Annotated in this window: 20 protein-coding genes; 7 read left to right on the top strand and 13 right to left on the bottom strand. The window is 61.7% G+C overall.

Annotation, left to right across the window (positions count from 1 at the left end; genetic code table 11):
• Positions 1 to 356: 356 nt before the first annotated feature.
• On the top strand, positions 357 to 851 hold the full coding sequence (locus ATY29_RS12735) for a DUF5330 domain-containing protein (protein ID WP_003569412.1): 495 nt from the start codon (positions 357 to 359) through the stop codon (positions 849 to 851).
• 459 nt (positions 852 to 1,310) lie between these two features.
• On the top strand, positions 1,311 to 1,733 hold the full coding sequence (locus tag ATY29_RS12740; RefSeq protein ID WP_003569413.1) for a SufE family protein: 423 nt from the start codon (positions 1,311 to 1,313) through the stop codon (positions 1,731 to 1,733).
• Between the two features lie 209 nt (positions 1,734 to 1,942).
• On the opposite strand, the gene ATY29_RS12745 is transcribed toward ATY29_RS12740, so the two are convergent.
• From ATY29_RS12745 to ATY29_RS12785, 9 genes are all read right to left on the bottom strand, one after another.
• A complete protein-coding gene (locus ATY29_RS12745; RefSeq protein WP_003569414.1) occupies positions 1,943 to 2,374 on the bottom strand; it encodes a Ros/MucR family transcriptional regulator in 432 nt (143 codons plus the stop codon).
• 439 nt (positions 2,375 to 2,813) lie between these two features.
• Complete coding sequence (gene mnhG, locus ATY29_RS12750) at positions 2,814 to 3,146, bottom strand: monovalent cation/H(+) antiporter subunit G (RefSeq protein ID WP_025415694.1); 333 nt, start codon at positions 3,144 to 3,146, stop codon at positions 2,814 to 2,816.
• Positions 3,146 to 3,490: a cation:proton antiporter gene (locus ATY29_RS12755; RefSeq protein ID WP_025415693.1), complete on the bottom strand. Its 345-nt coding sequence runs from the start codon at positions 3,488 to 3,490 to the stop codon at positions 3,146 to 3,148. The genes mnhG and ATY29_RS12755 overlap by 1 nt, the downstream gene beginning before the upstream one ends.
• Positions 3,487 to 3,960, bottom strand: coding sequence for a Na+/H+ antiporter subunit E (locus ATY29_RS12760; RefSeq protein ID WP_003569419.1), 474 nt, complete (start codon positions 3,958 to 3,960; stop codon positions 3,487 to 3,489). Before ATY29_RS12760 ends, ATY29_RS12755 begins: the two co-directional genes overlap by 4 nt.
• Entirely contained in the window at positions 3,957 to 5,507 is a 1,551-nt protein-coding gene (locus tag ATY29_RS12765; RefSeq protein ID WP_097536502.1) for a Na+/H+ antiporter subunit D, read from the bottom strand. Before ATY29_RS12765 ends, ATY29_RS12760 begins: the two co-directional genes overlap by 4 nt.
• 49 nt (positions 5,508 to 5,556) lie before the next feature.
• A complete protein-coding gene (locus ATY29_RS12770; RefSeq protein WP_038573704.1) occupies positions 5,557 to 5,934 on the bottom strand; it encodes a Na+/H+ antiporter subunit C in 378 nt (125 codons plus the stop codon).
• Positions 5,934 to 6,353, bottom strand: coding sequence for a Na(+)/H(+) antiporter subunit B (locus ATY29_RS12775; RefSeq protein ID WP_097536504.1), 420 nt, complete (start codon positions 6,351 to 6,353; stop codon positions 5,934 to 5,936). Before ATY29_RS12775 ends, ATY29_RS12770 begins: the two co-directional genes overlap by 1 nt.
• Positions 6,353 to 8,716 carry a putative monovalent cation/H+ antiporter subunit A gene (locus ATY29_RS12780; protein WP_097536506.1) on the bottom strand — a complete coding sequence of 788 codons (2,364 nt, stop codon included), beginning with the start codon at positions 8,714 to 8,716 and terminating at the stop codon, positions 6,353 to 6,355. The genes ATY29_RS12775 and ATY29_RS12780 overlap by 1 nt, the downstream gene beginning before the upstream one ends.
• A gap of 152 nt (positions 8,717 to 8,868) precedes the next feature.
• Positions 8,869 to 9,084, bottom strand: a complete 216-nt coding sequence (locus ATY29_RS12785; protein WP_025415688.1) for a hypothetical protein — start codon at positions 9,082 to 9,084, stop codon at positions 8,869 to 8,871.
• 189 nt (positions 9,085 to 9,273) lie between these two features.
• On the opposite strand from ATY29_RS12785, the gene msrB reads away from it, so the two are divergent.
• Entirely contained in the window at positions 9,274 to 9,687 is a 414-nt protein-coding gene (gene msrB / locus ATY29_RS12790) for a peptide-methionine (R)-S-oxide reductase MsrB (protein WP_097536507.1), read from the top strand.
• Between the two features lie 50 nt (positions 9,688 to 9,737).
• Complete coding sequence (locus ATY29_RS12795; RefSeq protein WP_097536508.1) at positions 9,738 to 10,268, top strand: GNAT family N-acetyltransferase; 531 nt, start codon at positions 9,738 to 9,740, stop codon at positions 10,266 to 10,268.
• Positions 10,269 to 10,323: 55 nt separating this feature from the next.
• Here ATY29_RS12795 and ATY29_RS12800 read toward each other — a convergent pair whose 3' ends face one another.
• From ATY29_RS12800 to ATY29_RS12815, 4 genes are all read right to left on the bottom strand, one after another.
• On the bottom strand, positions 10,324 to 11,025 hold the full coding sequence (locus ATY29_RS12800; RefSeq protein WP_025415685.1) for a pentapeptide repeat-containing protein: 702 nt from the start codon (positions 11,023 to 11,025) through the stop codon (positions 10,324 to 10,326).
• A gap of 101 nt (positions 11,026 to 11,126) precedes the next feature.
• On the bottom strand, positions 11,127 to 11,663 hold the full coding sequence (locus ATY29_RS12805) for a GNAT family N-acetyltransferase (protein WP_038573701.1): 537 nt from the start codon (positions 11,661 to 11,663) through the stop codon (positions 11,127 to 11,129).
• Positions 11,664 to 11,747: 84 nt separating this feature from the next.
• A complete protein-coding gene (trhA, locus tag ATY29_RS12810; protein ID WP_097536509.1) occupies positions 11,748 to 12,416 on the bottom strand; it encodes a PAQR family membrane homeostasis protein TrhA in 669 nt (222 codons plus the stop codon).
• A gap of 126 nt (positions 12,417 to 12,542) precedes the next feature.
• Positions 12,543 to 12,962, bottom strand: coding sequence for a universal stress protein (locus tag ATY29_RS12815; RefSeq protein WP_003569434.1), 420 nt, complete (start codon positions 12,960 to 12,962; stop codon positions 12,543 to 12,545).
• A gap of 187 nt (positions 12,963 to 13,149) precedes the next feature.
• Between ATY29_RS12815 and ATY29_RS12820 the strand changes: the two genes are divergently transcribed.
• The 3 genes from ATY29_RS12820 to ATY29_RS12830 all read left to right on the top strand — a co-directional run bounded on the left by ATY29_RS12820 (position 13,150) and on the right by ATY29_RS12830 (position 16,767).
• Positions 13,150 to 14,115, top strand: coding sequence for a VOC family protein (locus ATY29_RS12820; RefSeq protein ID WP_025415682.1), 966 nt, complete (start codon positions 13,150 to 13,152; stop codon positions 14,113 to 14,115).
• 174 nt (positions 14,116 to 14,289) lie between these two features.
• Positions 14,290 to 15,456: an AI-2E family transporter gene (locus ATY29_RS12825; protein ID WP_097536510.1), complete on the top strand. Its 1,167-nt coding sequence runs from the start codon at positions 14,290 to 14,292 to the stop codon at positions 15,454 to 15,456.
• Positions 15,457 to 15,474: 18 nt separating this feature from the next.
• The gene (locus tag ATY29_RS12830) at positions 15,475 to 16,767 is read left to right on the top strand and encodes an NAD(P)/FAD-dependent oxidoreductase (RefSeq protein WP_025415681.1); all 1,293 of its coding nucleotides are present in this window, start codon (positions 15,475 to 15,477) and stop codon (positions 16,765 to 16,767) included.
• Positions 16,768 to 16,868 lie beyond the last annotated feature (101 nt).

The following is a 16,868-nucleotide window of genomic DNA, read 5'->3' on the forward strand; positions in this document are numbered from 1 at the left end:
GAGCAGAAAATCCCGTTTTGAAGCATCTGGAAGGCTCTTTGCCTTTTGTGGTTAATGGCAGGTAAGCGACGGATTTTCCTCATATTTCAGCATTGCATTAACTCTTGTGGCAAGGCGAGCCGGCAAAAGCCCTGCAATTGCAAGCAGGTGCTGCCCTGATGCTTAACGGCGATCGCTCGCATTTGACTAAAATGTCCGTCAAATGCCGTTCGCTAAAATTTGAATTAAATTTGCCGCAAATGCACGTGAGTTTCGAAAAGCGGCGTTCGCAACTTGGCGGTAGGGTGAAAACACACCGGACAACCGGCCTGATTCGGCGACAAGAACCGGACGGGAAAACAGGATGGGCAACGACAATGTGGTTTCTGATCAAAGGATCCTTCTGGTTTGGCCTTGTGCTCGTGCTTCTTTCCGTCTTCAGCACGGAGGGCTCCGATAAGCTTGCCAGCGGCCCGCAATTGCAGCTTTCCGACGCCTTTACGGCGGCGAGCGGCGCCTATGACTATCTCACCGGCATGTGCTCGGAGAAGCCCGAAGTTTGCGCCAAGGGAGCCGAAACCGTTACCGCACTCGGCTACCGGGCGCGTGAAGGCGCCCGCGTCGCCTACGAACTGCTCGACAGCCAGTTCAAGGACGAAGCGCCGGCGACCGCAAGGCACGCCGAAGCTGAGATGCCGGTGGCTCTCGGCACGCCTTCGCTGGCGGCACCCGCCATCCAGGAAAAGCTCCGCGAGGCCAAGGCCGCGCTGAACCAGCCGATGCCCTACCGCCCGCCGGTCGAGGACGACGCCTCCGCTGAAACGGTTGTCACCGGCGCGATCCCGCTGCCGACGCCGAAGCCGGCAATCTGACGAAATTTTCGCGGGCACTCGTCCGCAGAGCATTCTTTTCTTTTCGCAATCCCGGACGCAAAACCGCTGCGCACTTTTGCTGGGAATTGCTGATTTGTTTTACGCAATCCCGGACGCAAAACCGCTGCGCACTTTTGCTGGGAATTGCTGATTTGTTTTACGCAATCCCGGACGCAAAACCGCTGCGCACTTTTGCTGGGAATTGCTTGAACTTGCATCGGTGGTCCGCATGACGTGGAAATGCCCCATGCCTGACGTGCCTGCCCTGTTTAATTCAGCATGTTGCTGCGCCGTGAGGATGCCCATCCCTCACGGCGTTTCTTTTTGTAACGCAATTCCCGATCAAACCGCTTCGCGCCTGACCTGGGAAAACCGCATCACTTCTCATGGAATTGCTTTAGCTGTTCAAATCCGCCGGTCTTTCACCTATATGCACTGGTAAGATTGAAAGGCTTTCCCATGGCATCCCTCGACCAGATCATCGACGACTTCGCCTTCTTGGACGATTGGGAAGACCGCTATCGCTATGTCATCGAACTCGGCAAGGCGCTGCCCGACCTGGCCGAGGAGAAGCGTACCTCCGAAAACAAGGTGATGGGCTGTGCCAGCCAGGTCTGGCTGGTGACGCATACGACAGGCGATCCCGACAACCCGGTCATGAGTTTCGAGGGTGATTCCGACGCCCATATCGTGCGCGGCCTCGTCGCCATCGTGCTGGCCACCTATTCCGGCAAGATGGCGTCGGAGATCGCCGGGCTCGATGCCTTCGAAATCTTCTCGAAGATCGGCCTGGTGGAGAACCTGTCGTCGCAGCGTTCGAACGGACTGCGATCGATGGTCAACCGGATCCGCGAAGAAGCAAAGCTCCGCGCCGCGGCCTGAACGCGCTTGCGATTAGGGCTTCGAGCGATGCCGTGCCGAGCGATTCGAAAAGCGATTTGTTAGCGAATTAGTATATTCACACTTGCTCATAGTATAGGAATACATTCTACGGCTGCTTGTAAAGCATAGAGCCGAGGCGCCACCGCAACCAGAGACAGAAAAGCCGGGCACAAGACCCGGCTTTTGTCGTTGGTGGCTTTCGAAAAAGCTCAGCCGCGGCCGCGCTTGCGGCGCTGACCCAGGCCCATCTCTTTTGCCAGGCGCGAACGCGCTTCGGCATAGGCGGGCGCTACCATCGGGTAGTCGGTCGGCAGGTCCCACTTCTCGCGGTATTCTTCCGGCGAGAGGCTGTGATGCGTCATCAGGTGACGCTTGAGGGACTTGAAGTTGCCGCCGCATTCCAGACACGTGATCTGCTCGTCCTGTACGGACTTGCGGACAGAGACTGCAGGCTTCTGTTTTTCGACGATGGCCGCAGCAGGCTGCGGTACGGACGTGTTGCTCAGTGCCGAATGCACGTCGGAAATCAGATTTGCCAGGTCGCTGACCGGGACAACATGGTTGCTGACATAAGCCGCGACAATGTCGGCTGTCAGTTCCACAAGCAGCTCCGGCGCATTGCCGGTCGCCATTTCCGTCATATTTTTTCTCCTGTTAGCATGCTCAAACGGCCTTTGACTGTTACGTCAAAGACCCGCCTCGTAGAAGCGAACAGCAAAAGCACCGGAAGCGACCTTCTGTTTCGAAAAACGCGAATCCACCCCTAGATTCCGAAGAGCGAGACCTGTCCTAATACTGCCTGGCTGCAAACCACTACGTCATGCTCCAGGCCATGGCCCCAGTTTAGACATGAAAAATCGAAACTGAGGGACTTGGAAGCAGTACGATTGTAATTCACAATCAGAACTCTACTTGCATTTTCAAATACCATCGTTTGGTCGAAAGGCCAATTATTATTTGTCGTTTTTCTTGAGAAAAAATGACAGATGAAGAATTAAGGCGCCTGCGGGCAAGCTTTACTCACAGCTTCCTGTGCATAAGTTTTGCATAAATCTGGTAAAGCAGCGAAACAGCACAGGCTCAGCGCTTGCGCATATCGTCGCGGACCGAGACGGCACCAAGCGCATATCCGCAAAGGTGGGCGGCCCTGGCCAGCAGATGCGCGGAGACCGGCGCCGTCAGCAACAAGAAGACGAAGCCGGCAATGGCGCGGGCGAGAACCGCCAGTTCCTGCGAATAGAGGCCGGCGGCAAGAAGCAGCAGACCGGAACCGACCGTGCCCACCTTCGAGGCAGCGTGCATGCGCGTATAGAGATCGGGCAGCCTGACCAGGCCGATCGCCGCCGAAAGAGCGAAGAGCGCACCGGCGATCAGCAGCACAGCGACGATGGCAGCCAGGATATAATCGATCATCATTTCTTCCCTCCCGCATGGCGCCTTTTTGCGCCGGCCTTTGCCGGAGGCGCCGGCGATTTGAAGTTGCCGCGCGACAGCACGAATCGGGCGAAGGCGACCGTCGCCAGGAAGCCGACGAGGCCGAGCGAGATGGCGATATCGATATAGAGCGAAAAGCCGGTTTTGACCGCGATGACGGCGATGAGACCGATTGATATGCCGGTCAGCATATCGAGGGCGAGGATGCGGTCCGGCAATGTCGGGCCGGCAACGACGCGCCAGACCGTCAGAATCAGCGCCAGGCCGAGGATGACGAGTGCGGCCGAGGATGCGGCCGCGACGATGGCGGCAGGTGTGATCACCGGAAAGCCTCCATGATCTTGCGTTCGAAACCATTGGCGATGTCACGCTTGCTTGCCTCGGGATCGGAACAATCGAGCGCGTGGACATAGAGCGTGCGGCGATCTGTGGCGACATCGACCGAAAGTGTGCCGGGTGTCAGGGTAATGAGGTTTGCGAGCAACGTGATCTCGAAATCACTCGTCACCGTCAGCGGGAAGGCGAAGATGCCGGGCTTCAGCTTCATATCGGGCGAGAGGACGGTCAGCGTCACCCTCCAGGCTGACAGCGTCAATTCCTTCAGGAACAGCGCGGCGAGCGAGAGCACCAGGCCGGCGCGGCGCAGATATCCATTGCCGCCGAAGGGTTCGCGGATGATGAACAACGCCAGGGCGCCAAGCAGGAAGCCGAAGACGAGATTGTGCAGCGAGGCGCTGCCGGTAACAGTGACCCAGGCAATGGCAAGCAGCAGGTTGAAGAGAAAGGCGATCACCGCGCGCCTCCGGGGAAAACCGAATGAAGATAGGCCCGCGGATCGGCAAGACCGGCGGCGGCCGATTGCGACAGAGCCAGCAGCTGTTCCGGCAGGATGCCGAAGCCGACGACCAGCGCCGTCAGCGCGGCAAGCGGCAGGCCGGTGCGCCAGACGGCTGGCGATGGCACGCCTGCTGCCGGCGCCGGGCGCCAATAGACGAGCAGAAAGAGGCGTCCGAAGGCGATCGTCGTCAGAAAACCGCCGCCGAGGATGACGGCCGCCAGCCACCAGGCGTCGAGATCGAGCGAGGCCTTGACGAGAATGACTTTCGGCCAGAAGCCGGAAAAGGGCGGCAGGCCGCAGGCGGCCAGGAAGAGCACGAGCGAGAGCGCGGTGAAGCCGCCGCTTTGGCGATAGAGGCCGCCGAGCGCCGACAATAAGAAGCCGCCGCCGCGCCGGGCGATCTCGCCGGCTGTGAGATAGAGCGCCGTCATCAGCACCATCGAATGGAGCGCGTAGAAGACCGCGCCGCTGATGCCGCCGCCGGTGCCGCCAAGTGCGACACCGGCCAGCATATTGCCGATGCCCGCTATGACGACATAGCCGAACAGCCTGCGGATATCGTTTTCGGCAAGCGCGCCGAGTGCGCCAACGAGGATGGTCGCGGCGGCGGCAAGCGCGATCAGCGGGCTGAGTTCGGCGCGTTCGATCGGCAGCAGCATGACCAGCACCCGGATCAGCGCGTAAATGCCGACCTTGGTGAGCAGACCGGCAAACAGCGCCGAGACCACGATGCGCGGCGTATGATAGGCGGCGGGCAGCCAGAAATTCACCGGGAAGGCTGCCGCCTTCATGGCGAAGGCGAGCAGGAAGAGGCTTGCCAGCGTCATCAGCGGCGCCGTGGCGCGCAAATCCCTCGCCTTCGACGCGATATCGGCCATGTTGAGGGTGCCGAAGACGGCATAGAGGATGCCGACGCCGATCAGGAACAGCGTCGTGGCGATGAGGTTCAGCACCGCATATTTCAGCGCGCCGTCGATCTGCTGACGTTCGGAGCCGAGGATGATCAGCCCGAAGGAGGAAATCAGCAGCACCTCGAACCAGACATAGAGATTGAAGACATCGCCGGTGAGAAAGGCGCCGCTGACGCCGGCCATCAGCAGCATGAGCAGCGGGAAGAACCCGTATCGCCGGCCGCTTTCGCCGATATCGGCGAGCGCATAGATGCCGGCGGCGAGCGCCACAAGGGCTGATGTGAAAGCCATCAGCGCCCCGAAAAGGTCGACGGTGAAGGCGATGCCGAAGGGCGGCAGCCAGCGGCCCATGACCATGGTGAGCGGCCCTTCGGCCACGACTTTGCCAAGCAGCGCCGCATCGATCAGCGCCAGAACCGCAAGGCCAGATATGGCCAGCCAGGCCTGCAGGCGGGGGTAAGCGCGCAGCATCAGCAGGACGGCGCCCAGGGTGATGCAATGGGCGACCGGCAGGATGGCAAGCCAATGGCCGATCGGCACCGGGGCGGTGATCAGGGCGGCGGAGAGATCGACGGTGGTCGGGGCGGCCATCAGCGGTGGCCTTTGGAAACGCTGGGGACGCGCAGCACCAACATCCGCATCAATACCCCAATGGCGGCAGCGGCCGGTCGTCGGGTTCGGCGGCGTGCATTTCGCTGGTGTCGTCGGTGCCGAGGTCCTGGTAGGCGCGGTAGGTCAGCACCAGCAGGAAGGCGAGGAAGGAGAAGGAGATGACGATCGCGGTCAGGATGAGGGCCTGCGGCAGCGGGTTCGCGGCGCCGGCGGGCAAGCTCTCCAGATTGGCGGGGATGATCGGCGGCACCTCGCGCGTCAGCCGGCCTGATGTAAAGAGCAGCAGGTTGACCGAATTGCCGAGGATGGCGATGCCGAGCATGATGCGGATCGTGAATTTCGACAGCATCAGATAGATGGCGGCAGCGAAAAACAGGCCGACGAGGATAGCCAGAAGCGGCTCCATCATTCCACCTCCTTTTCTTCCAATGTCAGCGCGATCGAGGTGATGGCGCCGAGCACGACGAGGTAGACGCCGACGTCGAAGAGCAAAACGCTCGACAGTGGCACTTCGAGACCGAAGAGTTTCGGGTAGACCCAGAGGCCGGTCATGAAGGGGACGGCAAGAAGGATGGAGAGAAGCCCCGCCAGCGTCGACAGCAGCAGGCCGAAGCCGGCGATCGACAGCGGATGGAAAAACAGCGCGCGGCGAACGGCGGCGACGCCGCGGGCGATACCGTAGATCGCCAATCCGGAGGCGGCGATCAGCCCGCCGATGAAGCCGCCACCCGGCTCGTTATGGCCGCGCAACAGCACGAAAACGGAAAAAAGCAGCATCAGCGCTGTGAGGAACGGGGCGACGGTGCGGAAGATCAGGGTGTTCATCAGCCCTCTGTCTCCAGCGCGGGATCATTGGCGGCAAGCTTGCGCTCGGTGCCGGCGCGGATACGGATCAGCGCCAGGATGGCAAGGCCGGCGACCGCGACGACGGCGATTTCGCCGAGCGTGTCGGTGCCGCGGAAATCGACGATGATGACGTTGACGACATTGGCGCCGTGGGCGATCGATTTCGAATAGGCGTTGAAGAACACCGTCAGCGCATCGTTGAACGGCGCCTGCGTCGCCCGCAGCAGCAGAAGCGTGAGGCCGAGGCCGCAGGCAAGCGCCAGCGCCGCGTCGAACAGGCTGCGTCCGAGCGGGCGCTGATCGTCCGGCGAGAGCCGGAGCCTGGTGATGACCAAAGCGAGAATGACCACCGACAGGGTTTCGACCATGAACTGGGTGAAGGCCAGATCCGGCGCCCCGAACAGCAGGAAGATCATGGCGACCGCAAAACCCTGAATGCCGAGCGAGACGATCGCCGTCAGCCGGTCGCGGGCGACGAGCACGGCGGCAAGGCCGACGGCGGCGATCAGCAACACCGCCCATTCATAGAGCCCGACATCGGCGGGCCAGGCGGGAGGGTGCGGCAGTTCACCATAGACGACGGGGGGAATGATGAGGATGGCGGCGACCGAGAGGAAGGTGCAGGCAATATAGATCTGCAGCCGCCCCGGCTGGAGAATACGCATGAGGCGGCCGGCGAAGCGAACAAGGCCCGATATGGCAAGGTCGAAACCATGGTCCGGCCCCCGCCCGGCCGCGATAAGAAAGATGGCCATCGCCGCGCGGACGCGGGCGAGCTGCCAATAGATGCCGATGCCGAGCAGCACCGTCAGGGCGGAGAGCGCCAAGGGCACGCCTGGATGCAGCGCCAGCGAAACGTCGATGTCAGCAGGGGTCTGGCGGATGGCGGCTGATATCGGCGACGACAGGACAGCGTGCGTGAAGCTCGAAAAGATCGCGGCCAGCAGGCCGAGGGCGGCGAGAACGGCCGGGCCGAGCCAGAGCAGGACGGGCGCTTCATGCGGATGTATCGGCGTCTCCACTGGCCGGCCGAGAAACGGTTTCAGCGCCACGGCGAAGGCGACGGCAAACATCAGCGCATTGCCGAAGACGGTAACGGCGGTGAAGGTAAGCGCGCGGACATCGCCGCCGATCAGTGCCGTATAGATCTCTTCCTTGGCGAGGAAGCCGAAGAAGGGCGGCAAGCCGGCCATGGAGAGAGCCGCCGCCAGTGCGATGACCCATGTCAGCGGCATCGCCCGCCCCAGGCCGGCGAGCCTGGTGATATCGCGTGTGCCGGTCTCATGATCGATGATGCCGGCGACCATGAACAGCGCGCCCTTGAAAAGACTATGCGCCACCAGATAGATCGCGGCCGCCTCCACCGCATGTTCCGAGCCGAAGCCGATCAGCATCACGAGCAGGCCGAGCGAGGAGACGGTGGTATAGGCAAGCTTGAGCTTCAGGTCGGTTTGGCGGATGGCAAGCGCGGTGCCGACCACCAGCGTCAACCCGCCGAAGAAGGGCAAAAGGATTTCCCAGGCAGGCGTCGCTCCCATGACAGGATTGAGCCGCATCAGCAGATAGACCCCAGCCTTCACCATGGTGGCGGAATGCAGGTAAGCCGACACCGGCGTCGGTGCCTCCATGGCGTTCGGCAGCCAGAAATGAAAGGGGAACTGCGCCGATTTGGTGAAGGCGCCGGCAAGGACCAGGATGAGAGCCGTTAGATAGATCGGGCTTTGGCGCACGGCATCGCCAAATCGCATAAGCTGCGACATCTCAGTCACGCCTGATATGTTCCAGAGCAGCAGCAGACCGGCCAGCAGGCAAAGCCCTCCCCCGCCGGTGACAAGCAGGGCCTGGAGGGCGGCGCGCCGCGCCGCCGCGCGCTCGTGATCGAAGCCGATCAGCAGGAAGGAGGTGATCGAGGTCAGCTCCCAGAAGATGAAGAGCATCAGGAAACTGTCGGAAACGACGATGCCGAGCATCGCCCCCATGAACAGGAAGATGAAGGAGAAGAAACGGCCCTGATCCTTGTGTCCTTTGAGGTAGCCGCCGGCATACAGCACGATCAGGGTGCCGATGCCGGTGATCAGCAGTGCGAAAGCCAGCGACAGGCCGTCGAGGAACCAGGAGAAGGAGAGATTGTAGCTTGGGACCCAGGCATAACCGCCGGCGACGACCTCGCCGCCCGTGATCGCGGGCACGAAACGCAGGAAGTGCAGAAAGGCGAGCAAAGGAGCGATCGCCAGAAGCCAGGCACCGTTGGCGCCGAAGATTCGGATGACGAAGGGAGCGGCAAGAGCGCCAGCAAACGGCAGACACAGGGCCAGAAATGTCAGAGCCGTGACATCGGCCATGTCTCCTCCTCTACCAGCAACAGACGAAAGCCGGAGAAAACCGGCTACTCTGACTTAGGCGAAATGGTAGAGCGCCTCAAGCAATTTCGCCCATGGGACGAAGCCAATCAAGCTGTCGCCGGGCCGGCATCAGGCTGTCGTCCGGGCCGGCATCAGGCTGTCGTCCGGGAAAGACGCGTCAGCAGCCGGGCGATGCAGCCGTGCAGGACGAAGATCAGAAGTGTCAGCGGCCAGAGCAGGCAGGCAAATAGCCCGGCGAGACGATGAAGCGTCAAGCCGTCATGGTTGGCCCAGCCTTCCAACAGCGTGACCGCCATGGCCGCCAAAGCGACGAGGCAGTAGAGCAGGACGATTGCTGCTTCAAACACCAGTGATTCCCCAATGCACGTAACATTAACCCTAACAGAAAACCCCTGACGGATGTAAGAGCAAGCGTCCTCCCCAAAAAGCGGTACACGGCGAATTGGGCAGGATGGTGCTCAAGACTTGATGAATCGGAGACGGCGCACCACATTTTCTCGCGAAACGGAACCGCCCCTCGGCGAAAGGAGCATGGCATGTCCGACACTGCAACCACCGCCAAGATCCACAAGACCGACGCGGAATGGAAAGAGCAACTCACCCCAGAGCAATACCGCATCACCCGCCAGCACGGCACCGAGCGCGCCTTCACCGGGCCCTACTGGGATTCCTTCGAGACCGGGCTTTACTGCTGTGTCGGCTGCAATGCCCCGCTTTTCCGCTCCGACACGAAATTCGATGCCGGCTGCGGCTGGCCGAGCTATTTCGAAGCCGTCTCGTCCGATGCGGTGACCGAACATCGCGACACTGCCTTCGGCATGGTGCGCACCGAAATCCGCTGCGGTAGCTGCGAAGCCCATCTCGGCCACGTCTTCCCCGACGGCCCGCCGCCGACCGGCCTGCGCTACTGCATCAACGGCCATTCCATGGTGTTTGAGGCAGGGGAATAGGCGCACGGCGCAGGAGTCGGCAAGTGGCCGATCTCGCAGGAGAGAGGTCAATGGCGCGCGATATCATCCTCCATACCAACCGGCTGACACTACGGGAGATCACGCCTGCCGATCTCCCGTTTCTCCACCGCATTTTCAGCGATGCCGAATGCATGCGTTATTATCCGGGGATAAAGAGCTTCGACGAGACCGCGCGCTGGTTTCAGCGGCTCGCCTTCGACAGTTATGGCAGTCACGGTTTTGGTCTCTGGGCCGTGACCGACCGACAGAGCGGCGCCTTGCTCGGTGATTGCGGCATCACGTTGCAGGAAACCTCCGCAGGGCTGGAACCCGAGATCGGCTACCACCTGTGGCGCGACCATTGGGGCAAGGGCTACGCGGCCGAAGCGGCCGCCGCCTGCCGGGACCACGCGCTCGGTACGCTCGGTCTGGCGCGCATCGTCTCCATCGTAAGGCCGGATAATATGCGCTCGCAACGGGTCGCGGAGCGGGTGCATCGGCGGCGGGAAACATTCTTCAAGGCCGTGGGCTCAGATGGATGCAAGGTGGAATTCCACCTCTACACCTCGGAGAAAGCATAAGCATCCGTCCCCTCTCTCGTTTTAATGGGGAGCGGGGCAACCCGTGTCTGCCCGATCATTCATGCTCGACAGGGCACGGCCAGCTCGTCGGCGCCGACAGGCCGGCCGGGAGTTTGGTCGAGGTGTCGCCGCAGGCGAGGTCGATCTGGGCCTGTTCGAGGCCGGATGCGGCCGAGAGGTCGAGGCCTTCGATGCGGGTCAGGAACATGAAGGCGCGCTCGAACATCGCCGGGCCTTCGAAGCTCGCGCCGGAGAGATCGGCACGGGAGAGATTGGCGAAAGAGAATTTCGTGCCCGTCAGCACCGCCTTGTCGAAATCGGCACGGCCGAGTTCGGCTTTTTCGAAGCTCGCTCCGGCAAGCCTGGCGCCGGCGAAATTGGCTCGCTGCAGCTCGGCGCCGGCGAAGGAAGCGCCTTCGGCGATGATATTGGCGAAGCTGGCTCGATAGGCTTCGATCTTGGCGAAGCTGGCGCCTTCGGCGTGGGCGCCCTCGAGCGAGGCGCGCACCAGCGTTGCCTTCTCGAGATTGGCGGATTTGACGTTGGCGCCGGCAAGATCGGTCAGCGAGAAATCGGTGCCAACGAGGTTGGCGCCTTCGAGATCACTGCCCTGCAGCATCAAGTTCTTCTTGGTGCATTCCTGCCAGTCGAGCTTCGGTGAGGCCAGGCTGCCGCAATCGGCGGCCCGGGCAGCGACCGGCGGAAATGCTAGAAGGACGAGGGCGAGGAGACCGAGCGACGATCCGTGCATTGCCATTGAACTGTTCACCTCCATACCATTCTGAGGCCTCCCGCGAAGCAGGCTGCCTCCATTTTCTTACACAGCTCAGACTACAATAAAAAGATGGCGAGCGCCCTTCACAAAGGGTTGCCGGAGCTTGCCGGATCGGCCGCAGGCAGGCGGAGCTCCATACAGGTGAGATCAAGCCAGCGGCCGAATTTGGTGCCGACCTCGGAAAATCTGCCGGCGATGCGGAAACCGAGCTTTTCATGCAGCCGGATCGAGGCGGTGTTCTCGGCCTCGATGCCGGCGATCATCACATGGATATTGCCGGCCGCGGCACGGACGATCAGTTCGCGCATCAGACGCTCGCCGATGCCGGTGCCGCGGCAATCCTTATCGACATAGACGGAATGTTCGACCGTGTGGCGATAGCCGTCGAAGGCCCGCCAATCGCCGTAGGAGGCGTAGCCCGCGACCTTGCCCGAGAGTTCGGCGACGATGACCGGAAAGCCGCGCGCCTTGCGCGCCTTCATCCATTCCCGCCGGTTGTCGAGATCGACCAGCGTATCGTTCCAGATCGCCGTCGTGTGTTCGACGGCGTGATTGTAGATATCGCGGATGGCGGAAAGATCGGCTTCGCTGGCGTCGCGGAGGAGAACGGCGTCTGTCATGATTGCCCGGCTCGAATTGACTGCCGGGAAGGCATACGCCCCGCTTCCGAAGATGTAAACGGCGGCTTCGGGAAACAGCTTGTGTCAGACGCCCGGCGCCGACAGGCTGAAACAGGTGAAGACGGCCGAATAGTGCACCGCTGCGGCGGTGACGACGAAACCGTGCCAGATGGCGTTCTGGAAGCGCAGCTTTTCCCAGACATGGAAGATGACACCGAGTGAATAGATGACGCCGCCGATGACTATCAGCAGCATCGAGGCGGAGGGAATACGCGCGGCGACAGGGCCGGCCACCAGCACACCGCTCCAGCCCATGGCGAGGTAAAGCAGGATAGCAAGACGGTCGTAACGACCGGGAAAGACGCATTTCAGAACAATGCCGGCAGCGGCGAACAGCCAGATCGCCACCAGCATGAAGAGGAGTAGCGGATCGTCGGCGCCGCGTTCGAGGAAGGGCGTGTAGGTGGCGGCGATCAGCAGGAAGATCGCCGAATGATCGAAGCGGCGCAGATACCATTTGGTGCGCGAGACCGGCCAGGCATTGTAGGAAAAGGAAATGGCGAGCGTCAGCACCAGCCCGACGCCATAGATCCAGGCGGCGGCGAGCGCGCCGTAGGAGCTCCAGAGCGTGGCATAGAAGATCAGCACGGTGGCGCCGATCAGCGCCAGCACGAGACCGACGCCATGGACGATGCCGTCGGCGATCAGTTCATATTTGTCGTAAGCCCAGCGAACACCGTTGAACTCGGCCATGCACGCCAATCCGTTTTGGACCCCGATTGCAATCGTCGCATCGAACCGACGGGCACGCAACTGCGGCAAAGCGCACCGGCGGTAAATCTTCGTGACAGGCTGTTCGGCAGCGAGGCGGCTGCCCGATCAAATCTTTTGCCGGTCGACGAGCACCGAGCATTTGGCGTGGCGCACGACCCGGTCGGCGGTGGCGCCGATGAAGTAATTGGAAAAATCCGGAACATGCGAAGCGACGATGATGAGATCGGCTCTGTGGCTTTCGGCAGTCGAGATAATCGCTTTGGCGGGCGGGCCGTTGCGGACCTCGACGGTTGCCGCAATGCCGGTCGTGGCGATCAGCGCGTTGAGCTTATCGCGGCTGTCCTGCATGGCATCCTCGACCATGTTGGCCGGCAGTTCGATCGCGACATAGGTCGGCACATCCTCGATGACATTGAGCGCGACGATCTCGCCGCCGTCGTCGAGCAAGGACGCGGCCTTGCGGAGGATCTGTTCTCCCTTTTCGATGCCGCCGAGCGCGATCGCGACGATGATTTTCCTGTACATGGCTCCCTCCATGACTGAGATGCATAAGTATCCTCTAAAGAAGATATGAGCGCTTTGACCGCGATCAAGTGGGCGCAAGTCATCGTCAACACCTGCTCAACAGTTTATCGTCAAAAACGGGACTTCTGTGAACAATCGCCATCCGCCATATAGGCATCAAGTACGGCAGCCGAGGAGATAGAGGCGAATGAACCGGCGAAACTTCCTCGGCCTTGCTGCGGGCGGCACATTTGCCGCCACCGCCGGAACGCCTTCCATTCTACAGGCCAGATCAGAGGCAGGAGAACAATCCATGACGACCGAAACTTCCTATGCGCTGACGCGGCCCGCCTATATCGACCAGTCGCATCTCATCGTGAGCGACCTTGCCCTCGTGTCCGGCTTCTATCAGTCGATGCTCGGCCTGACGGTCATCGAGAAGACCGCAAGCGGGCAAGTGCTGGGCGTCGGTGATCTGCCGCTACTGACGTTGACGACGGCCAAAGATGCGGCGATCGCGCCGCGCAATGCCGCCGGCCTTTTCCACACCGCCTTCTTGATGCCGGATCGGGTCGAACTGGCGCGCTGGCTGCGGCATGCGGCACACAACAATGTCGTGCTCGACGGCGCTTCCGACCATCTCGTCAGCGAGGCGATCTATCTGTCCGATCCGGAAGGCAACGGCATCGAAATTTATGCCGACCGGCCGCACGGACAATGGAAATTCCAACAGGACGGCATGGTGGAGATGGCGACGCTGCGCCTCGACCTGCAGGCGCTCTATGACAGCGCGCCGGACGAGCGCTGGGGCGGTATGGCGGAGGGAACGGCAATTGGCCACCTACATCTGCAGGTCGGCGACATCCCGCAGGCCGACGCCTTTTACCGTGACGTGCTCGGCCTCAAGCTGATGGCGAGCCGTCCGGGCGCGAGCTTCTTTGCGACCGGCGGCTATCACCACCATATCGCCGCCAATATCTGGAACAGCCGCGGCGCAACGGCACGCGCCGCCAACATGACCGGACTTTCGGACTACAAGGTCCGCTTCAACGACAAGGCGACACTGGATGCGGCGATCTCCAAACTCGACGAACTGGAAATCAAGAGCGAGAAGCGCGACGGCGGCACATTCCTGATGGATCCGTGGGGGATCGGGCTGACGCTTTCGGCGTAATTACCCAAGTGCGGAGCAGCGCCAACGGCTGAAATATTCACGCGTTGCGAGCAAAATAACGCGTCAAAAACCGTGCCGCGGGCGGCTTGCTGCATGGCCCTTCCCCTCCAGGGAACCGGAACCGCGGCGGCGCGTTTCCGTGACGAAGCAATGGGGCTTCGGGGACCTCACCGCATGGGCATCGCCAATGGCATCCGCAAACAGGCCAACAAGATTGCGATCGGCGAACGCCGCACCAGCGCCTGGGCGCAAACGCTAAAGGAGGCAGCCGAAGAGCTGCCGCCGGCGCCGCTGCACCGTCTTGAGAAGGACGGGCTGGATATTAGTATGGCCTGGGCGATCATCGGCATCTTCGGCATACTCGGCCTTGCCGCCGTCTACATGATGTCGCTGATCCTCATCCCGATCACCCTTGCCGTCGTGGTCGGCATGATCCTCGGCATGGCTGCGGAAAAACTCAGTAGGATGGGTGTGCCACGGCTTGCCAATGCCTTCCTGCTGTCAAGCTGCGTCGCGCTGGTGATCTTCCTGCTGATCAACTCGCTTGCCGGCCCGCTTATGGCGTTCGCAAATGAAGCGCCTGATTTCGCCGAGCGGACTATCAACCGCGTCATGCCCTATCTCGAGCGCATCGAATGGCTGCATATCACCCCGGCGACATTCGAAAGCGGCCCGATGTCGATCGGGGCGCTGATCGAAAATACCGGCAATGTGCTGCATGTGGTGACCACCAGCCTGACGCCGGCACTGGTGCAGGGGATGATCTTCTTTGCGGCGCTGCTGCTCTTCCTCGCCAGCCGCGTCAACCTGCGCAAAGGGATCATCATGGCCTTCCGCACTCGCACGCAACGCCTGGCGGCGATCCGCGTCATCAATGGCGTCGAGCAGGTCCTCGGCTTCTATTTCGCCACAGCCTCGCTGATCTATATCGGGCTCGGCGTTGTCATGACGGTCATCGCCTATGCCGGTGGGCTGGCGGCGCCGGTGCTCTGGGGTTTCTTCGCCTTCCTGTCGAGCTTCATTCCCTATCTCGGCATCACGCTGATGACGCTTGCCGTCGCGATCACCGGCATCCTCACCTATGATAGCCTGCTCACCGGGCTGATGCCGGCCGCAGCCTTCTTCACCGTGCATCTTCTCATGGAGAACCTGATCTTCCCGGCGGTGATGGGACGGCGGTTGGAAATCAATCCCTTCATCGTCTTCCTCGCCATTCTGTTCTGGACATGGATGTGGGGTGCCGTCGGCGCCATGCTGGCGCTGCCGCTGTCGCTGATCGTCATGACTGTCATCGACGAACTGCTAATCGAGGAAAAGCCGCAGCCGCAATTGCCGAAATGAACAACCGGGGAGATATTGGTGGCGTCTGATCTCGATCTCAACGAATCCGATCACGACCAGATGGTCAGCGGTCGATCTCTCTGGGGCAAAAGCGGCATTCGGCCGGAATGGCGGCCGATCGAGCAGAGCTTTTCCGCCGACATCGCCGTGATCGGCGGCGGCATCACCGGCGCACTGGTTGGCGAACATCTGACGGCGCGCGGTTTTTCCGTTGTTATCATCGACCGGGAGGAACCCGGTTTCGGCAGCACCGCGGCGAGCACAGCGATGCTGCAATGGGAAATCGACAGCACGCTGACCGAGCTTGAGGATTATTACGGCTTCGAGCGCGCCGCCGGCATCTACCGCCGAAGTGGTGCCGCAGTCGCCGGCCTTTCCAAGCTGATTGCTGCAAACGGAATTGCCTGCGGCTTCCGGCCGCGCAACACGCTCTATCTCGCCGCCAACCAAGAAGGCGCCCGCGATCTTCGGCAGGAGCGCCAACTGCGCCGTCGGGCCGGCCTGCCCGGCGTCTATCTCGAACATCCCGATCTCTTCACCCAGTTCGAGCTCGATCGGGATGGGGCGATCTATTCGCCGGGTTCGGCGGAGGCCGATCCACTGCTTCTGACATGGGCACTGATCGAGTTGGCCGTCCGGCGCGGCGCGCGGCTGGTGAATGCGTCCGTCACCGCGCTTCACAGCGAAGGCGATCATGTCACAGTTGAGACGGAGGGAGGCCACGCCATCGAGGCGCGCCATGTCGTCCTTGCCACCGGCTATTCGATGCCAGGCTTCGACATGCCGAAGCTGCACCGCGTCAGTTCGAGCTGGGCATTCGCCACCGTACCGCAGGATCCGGCAAATTTCTGGCGCGACAGGGCGCTGATCTGGGAAGACAACCACCCCTATCTGTACGTGCGCACGACAGCCGACAACCGCATCGTTGCTGGCGGTGAGGATGATGGCACAATCGATCCCGAAATGCGCGACCACAAGCTGCCGGCCAAGATCGCGGCAATTCGCGAGAAGGTGCAGCGGCTATGGCCGAAAGCCGATACGCGCGTCGCCCACGCCTGGTGCGGAACCTTCGGCGAGACGGCCGACGGTCTGCCGCTGATCGGCCCGGTGCCCGAGATGCCGCATGTGTTCGCAGCCTACGGCTACGGCGGCAATGGCATTACCTTTTCCTACCTCGCAGCCCAGATGATCGGCGCGATGCTCGCCGGCATGCATCGCGACTGGTTCGAGGATTTCGCGCTCGACAGGGATGGGCCGGGGCTGCGGCGGTTTGGGGAGGATTGGGTGAGGGCTGGGAGTGAACTGCGGTAAAGGCTTCGCTTTGGCTATTGTGCCGTGTGACACCCCTTGTAACTTGACGCCATCCGCCGGCAGCCTAGCTAGCGCTTGCGGTGATGGAGCTGAGCCCGCAA

Origin of the sequence: Rhizobium hidalgonense, from assembly GCF_002914525.1 — a bacterium.
Classification (GTDB): domain Bacteria; phylum Pseudomonadota; class Alphaproteobacteria; order Rhizobiales; family Rhizobiaceae; genus Rhizobium; species Rhizobium hidalgonense.

What these genes read in the sequence shown, in the direction of transcription:
- ATY29_RS12735 (WP_003569412.1), top strand. Translation starts at nt 357, where the DNA reads ATGTGGTTTCTGATCAAAGGATCCTTCTGGTTTGGCCTTGTGCTCGTG.
- ATY29_RS12740 (WP_003569413.1), top strand. Translation starts at nt 1,311, where the DNA reads ATGGCATCCCTCGACCAGATCATCGACGACTTCGCCTTCTTGGACGAT.
- ATY29_RS12745 (WP_003569414.1), bottom strand. Translation starts at nt 2,374, where the DNA reads ATGACGGAAATGGCGACCGGCAATGCGCCGGAGCTGCTTGTGGAACTG.
- mnhG (WP_025415694.1), bottom strand. Translation starts at nt 3,146, where the DNA reads ATGATCGATTATATCCTGGCTGCCATCGTCGCTGTGCTGCTGATCGCC.
- ATY29_RS12765 (WP_097536502.1), bottom strand. Translation starts at nt 5,507, where the DNA reads ATGGCCGCCCCGACCACCGTCGATCTCTCCGCCGCCCTGATCACCGCC.
- ATY29_RS12770 (WP_038573704.1), bottom strand. Translation starts at nt 5,934, where the DNA reads ATGGAGCCGCTTCTGGCTATCCTCGTCGGCCTGTTTTTCGCTGCCGCC.
- ATY29_RS12775 (WP_097536504.1), bottom strand. Translation starts at nt 6,353, where the DNA reads ATGAACACCCTGATCTTCCGCACCGTCGCCCCGTTCCTCACAGCGCTG.
- ATY29_RS12780 (WP_097536506.1), bottom strand. Translation starts at nt 8,716, where the DNA reads ATGGCCGATGTCACGGCTCTGACATTTCTGGCCCTGTGTCTGCCGTTT.
- msrB (WP_097536507.1), top strand. Translation starts at nt 9,274, where the DNA reads ATGTCCGACACTGCAACCACCGCCAAGATCCACAAGACCGACGCGGAA.
- ATY29_RS12795 (WP_097536508.1), top strand. Translation starts at nt 9,738, where the DNA reads ATGGCGCGCGATATCATCCTCCATACCAACCGGCTGACACTACGGGAG.
- ATY29_RS12800 (WP_025415685.1), bottom strand. Translation starts at nt 11,025, where the DNA reads ATGGCAATGCACGGATCGTCGCTCGGTCTCCTCGCCCTCGTCCTTCTA.
- ATY29_RS12805 (WP_038573701.1), bottom strand. Translation starts at nt 11,663, where the DNA reads ATGACAGACGCCGTTCTCCTCCGCGACGCCAGCGAAGCCGATCTTTCC.
- trhA (WP_097536509.1), bottom strand. Translation starts at nt 12,416, where the DNA reads ATGGCCGAGTTCAACGGTGTTCGCTGGGCTTACGACAAATATGAACTG.
- ATY29_RS12815 (WP_003569434.1), bottom strand. Translation starts at nt 12,962, where the DNA reads ATGTACAGGAAAATCATCGTCGCGATCGCGCTCGGCGGCATCGAAAAG.
- ATY29_RS12820 (WP_025415682.1), top strand. Translation starts at nt 13,150, where the DNA reads ATGAACCGGCGAAACTTCCTCGGCCTTGCTGCGGGCGGCACATTTGCC.
- ATY29_RS12825 (WP_097536510.1), top strand. Translation starts at nt 14,290, where the DNA reads ATGGGCATCGCCAATGGCATCCGCAAACAGGCCAACAAGATTGCGATC.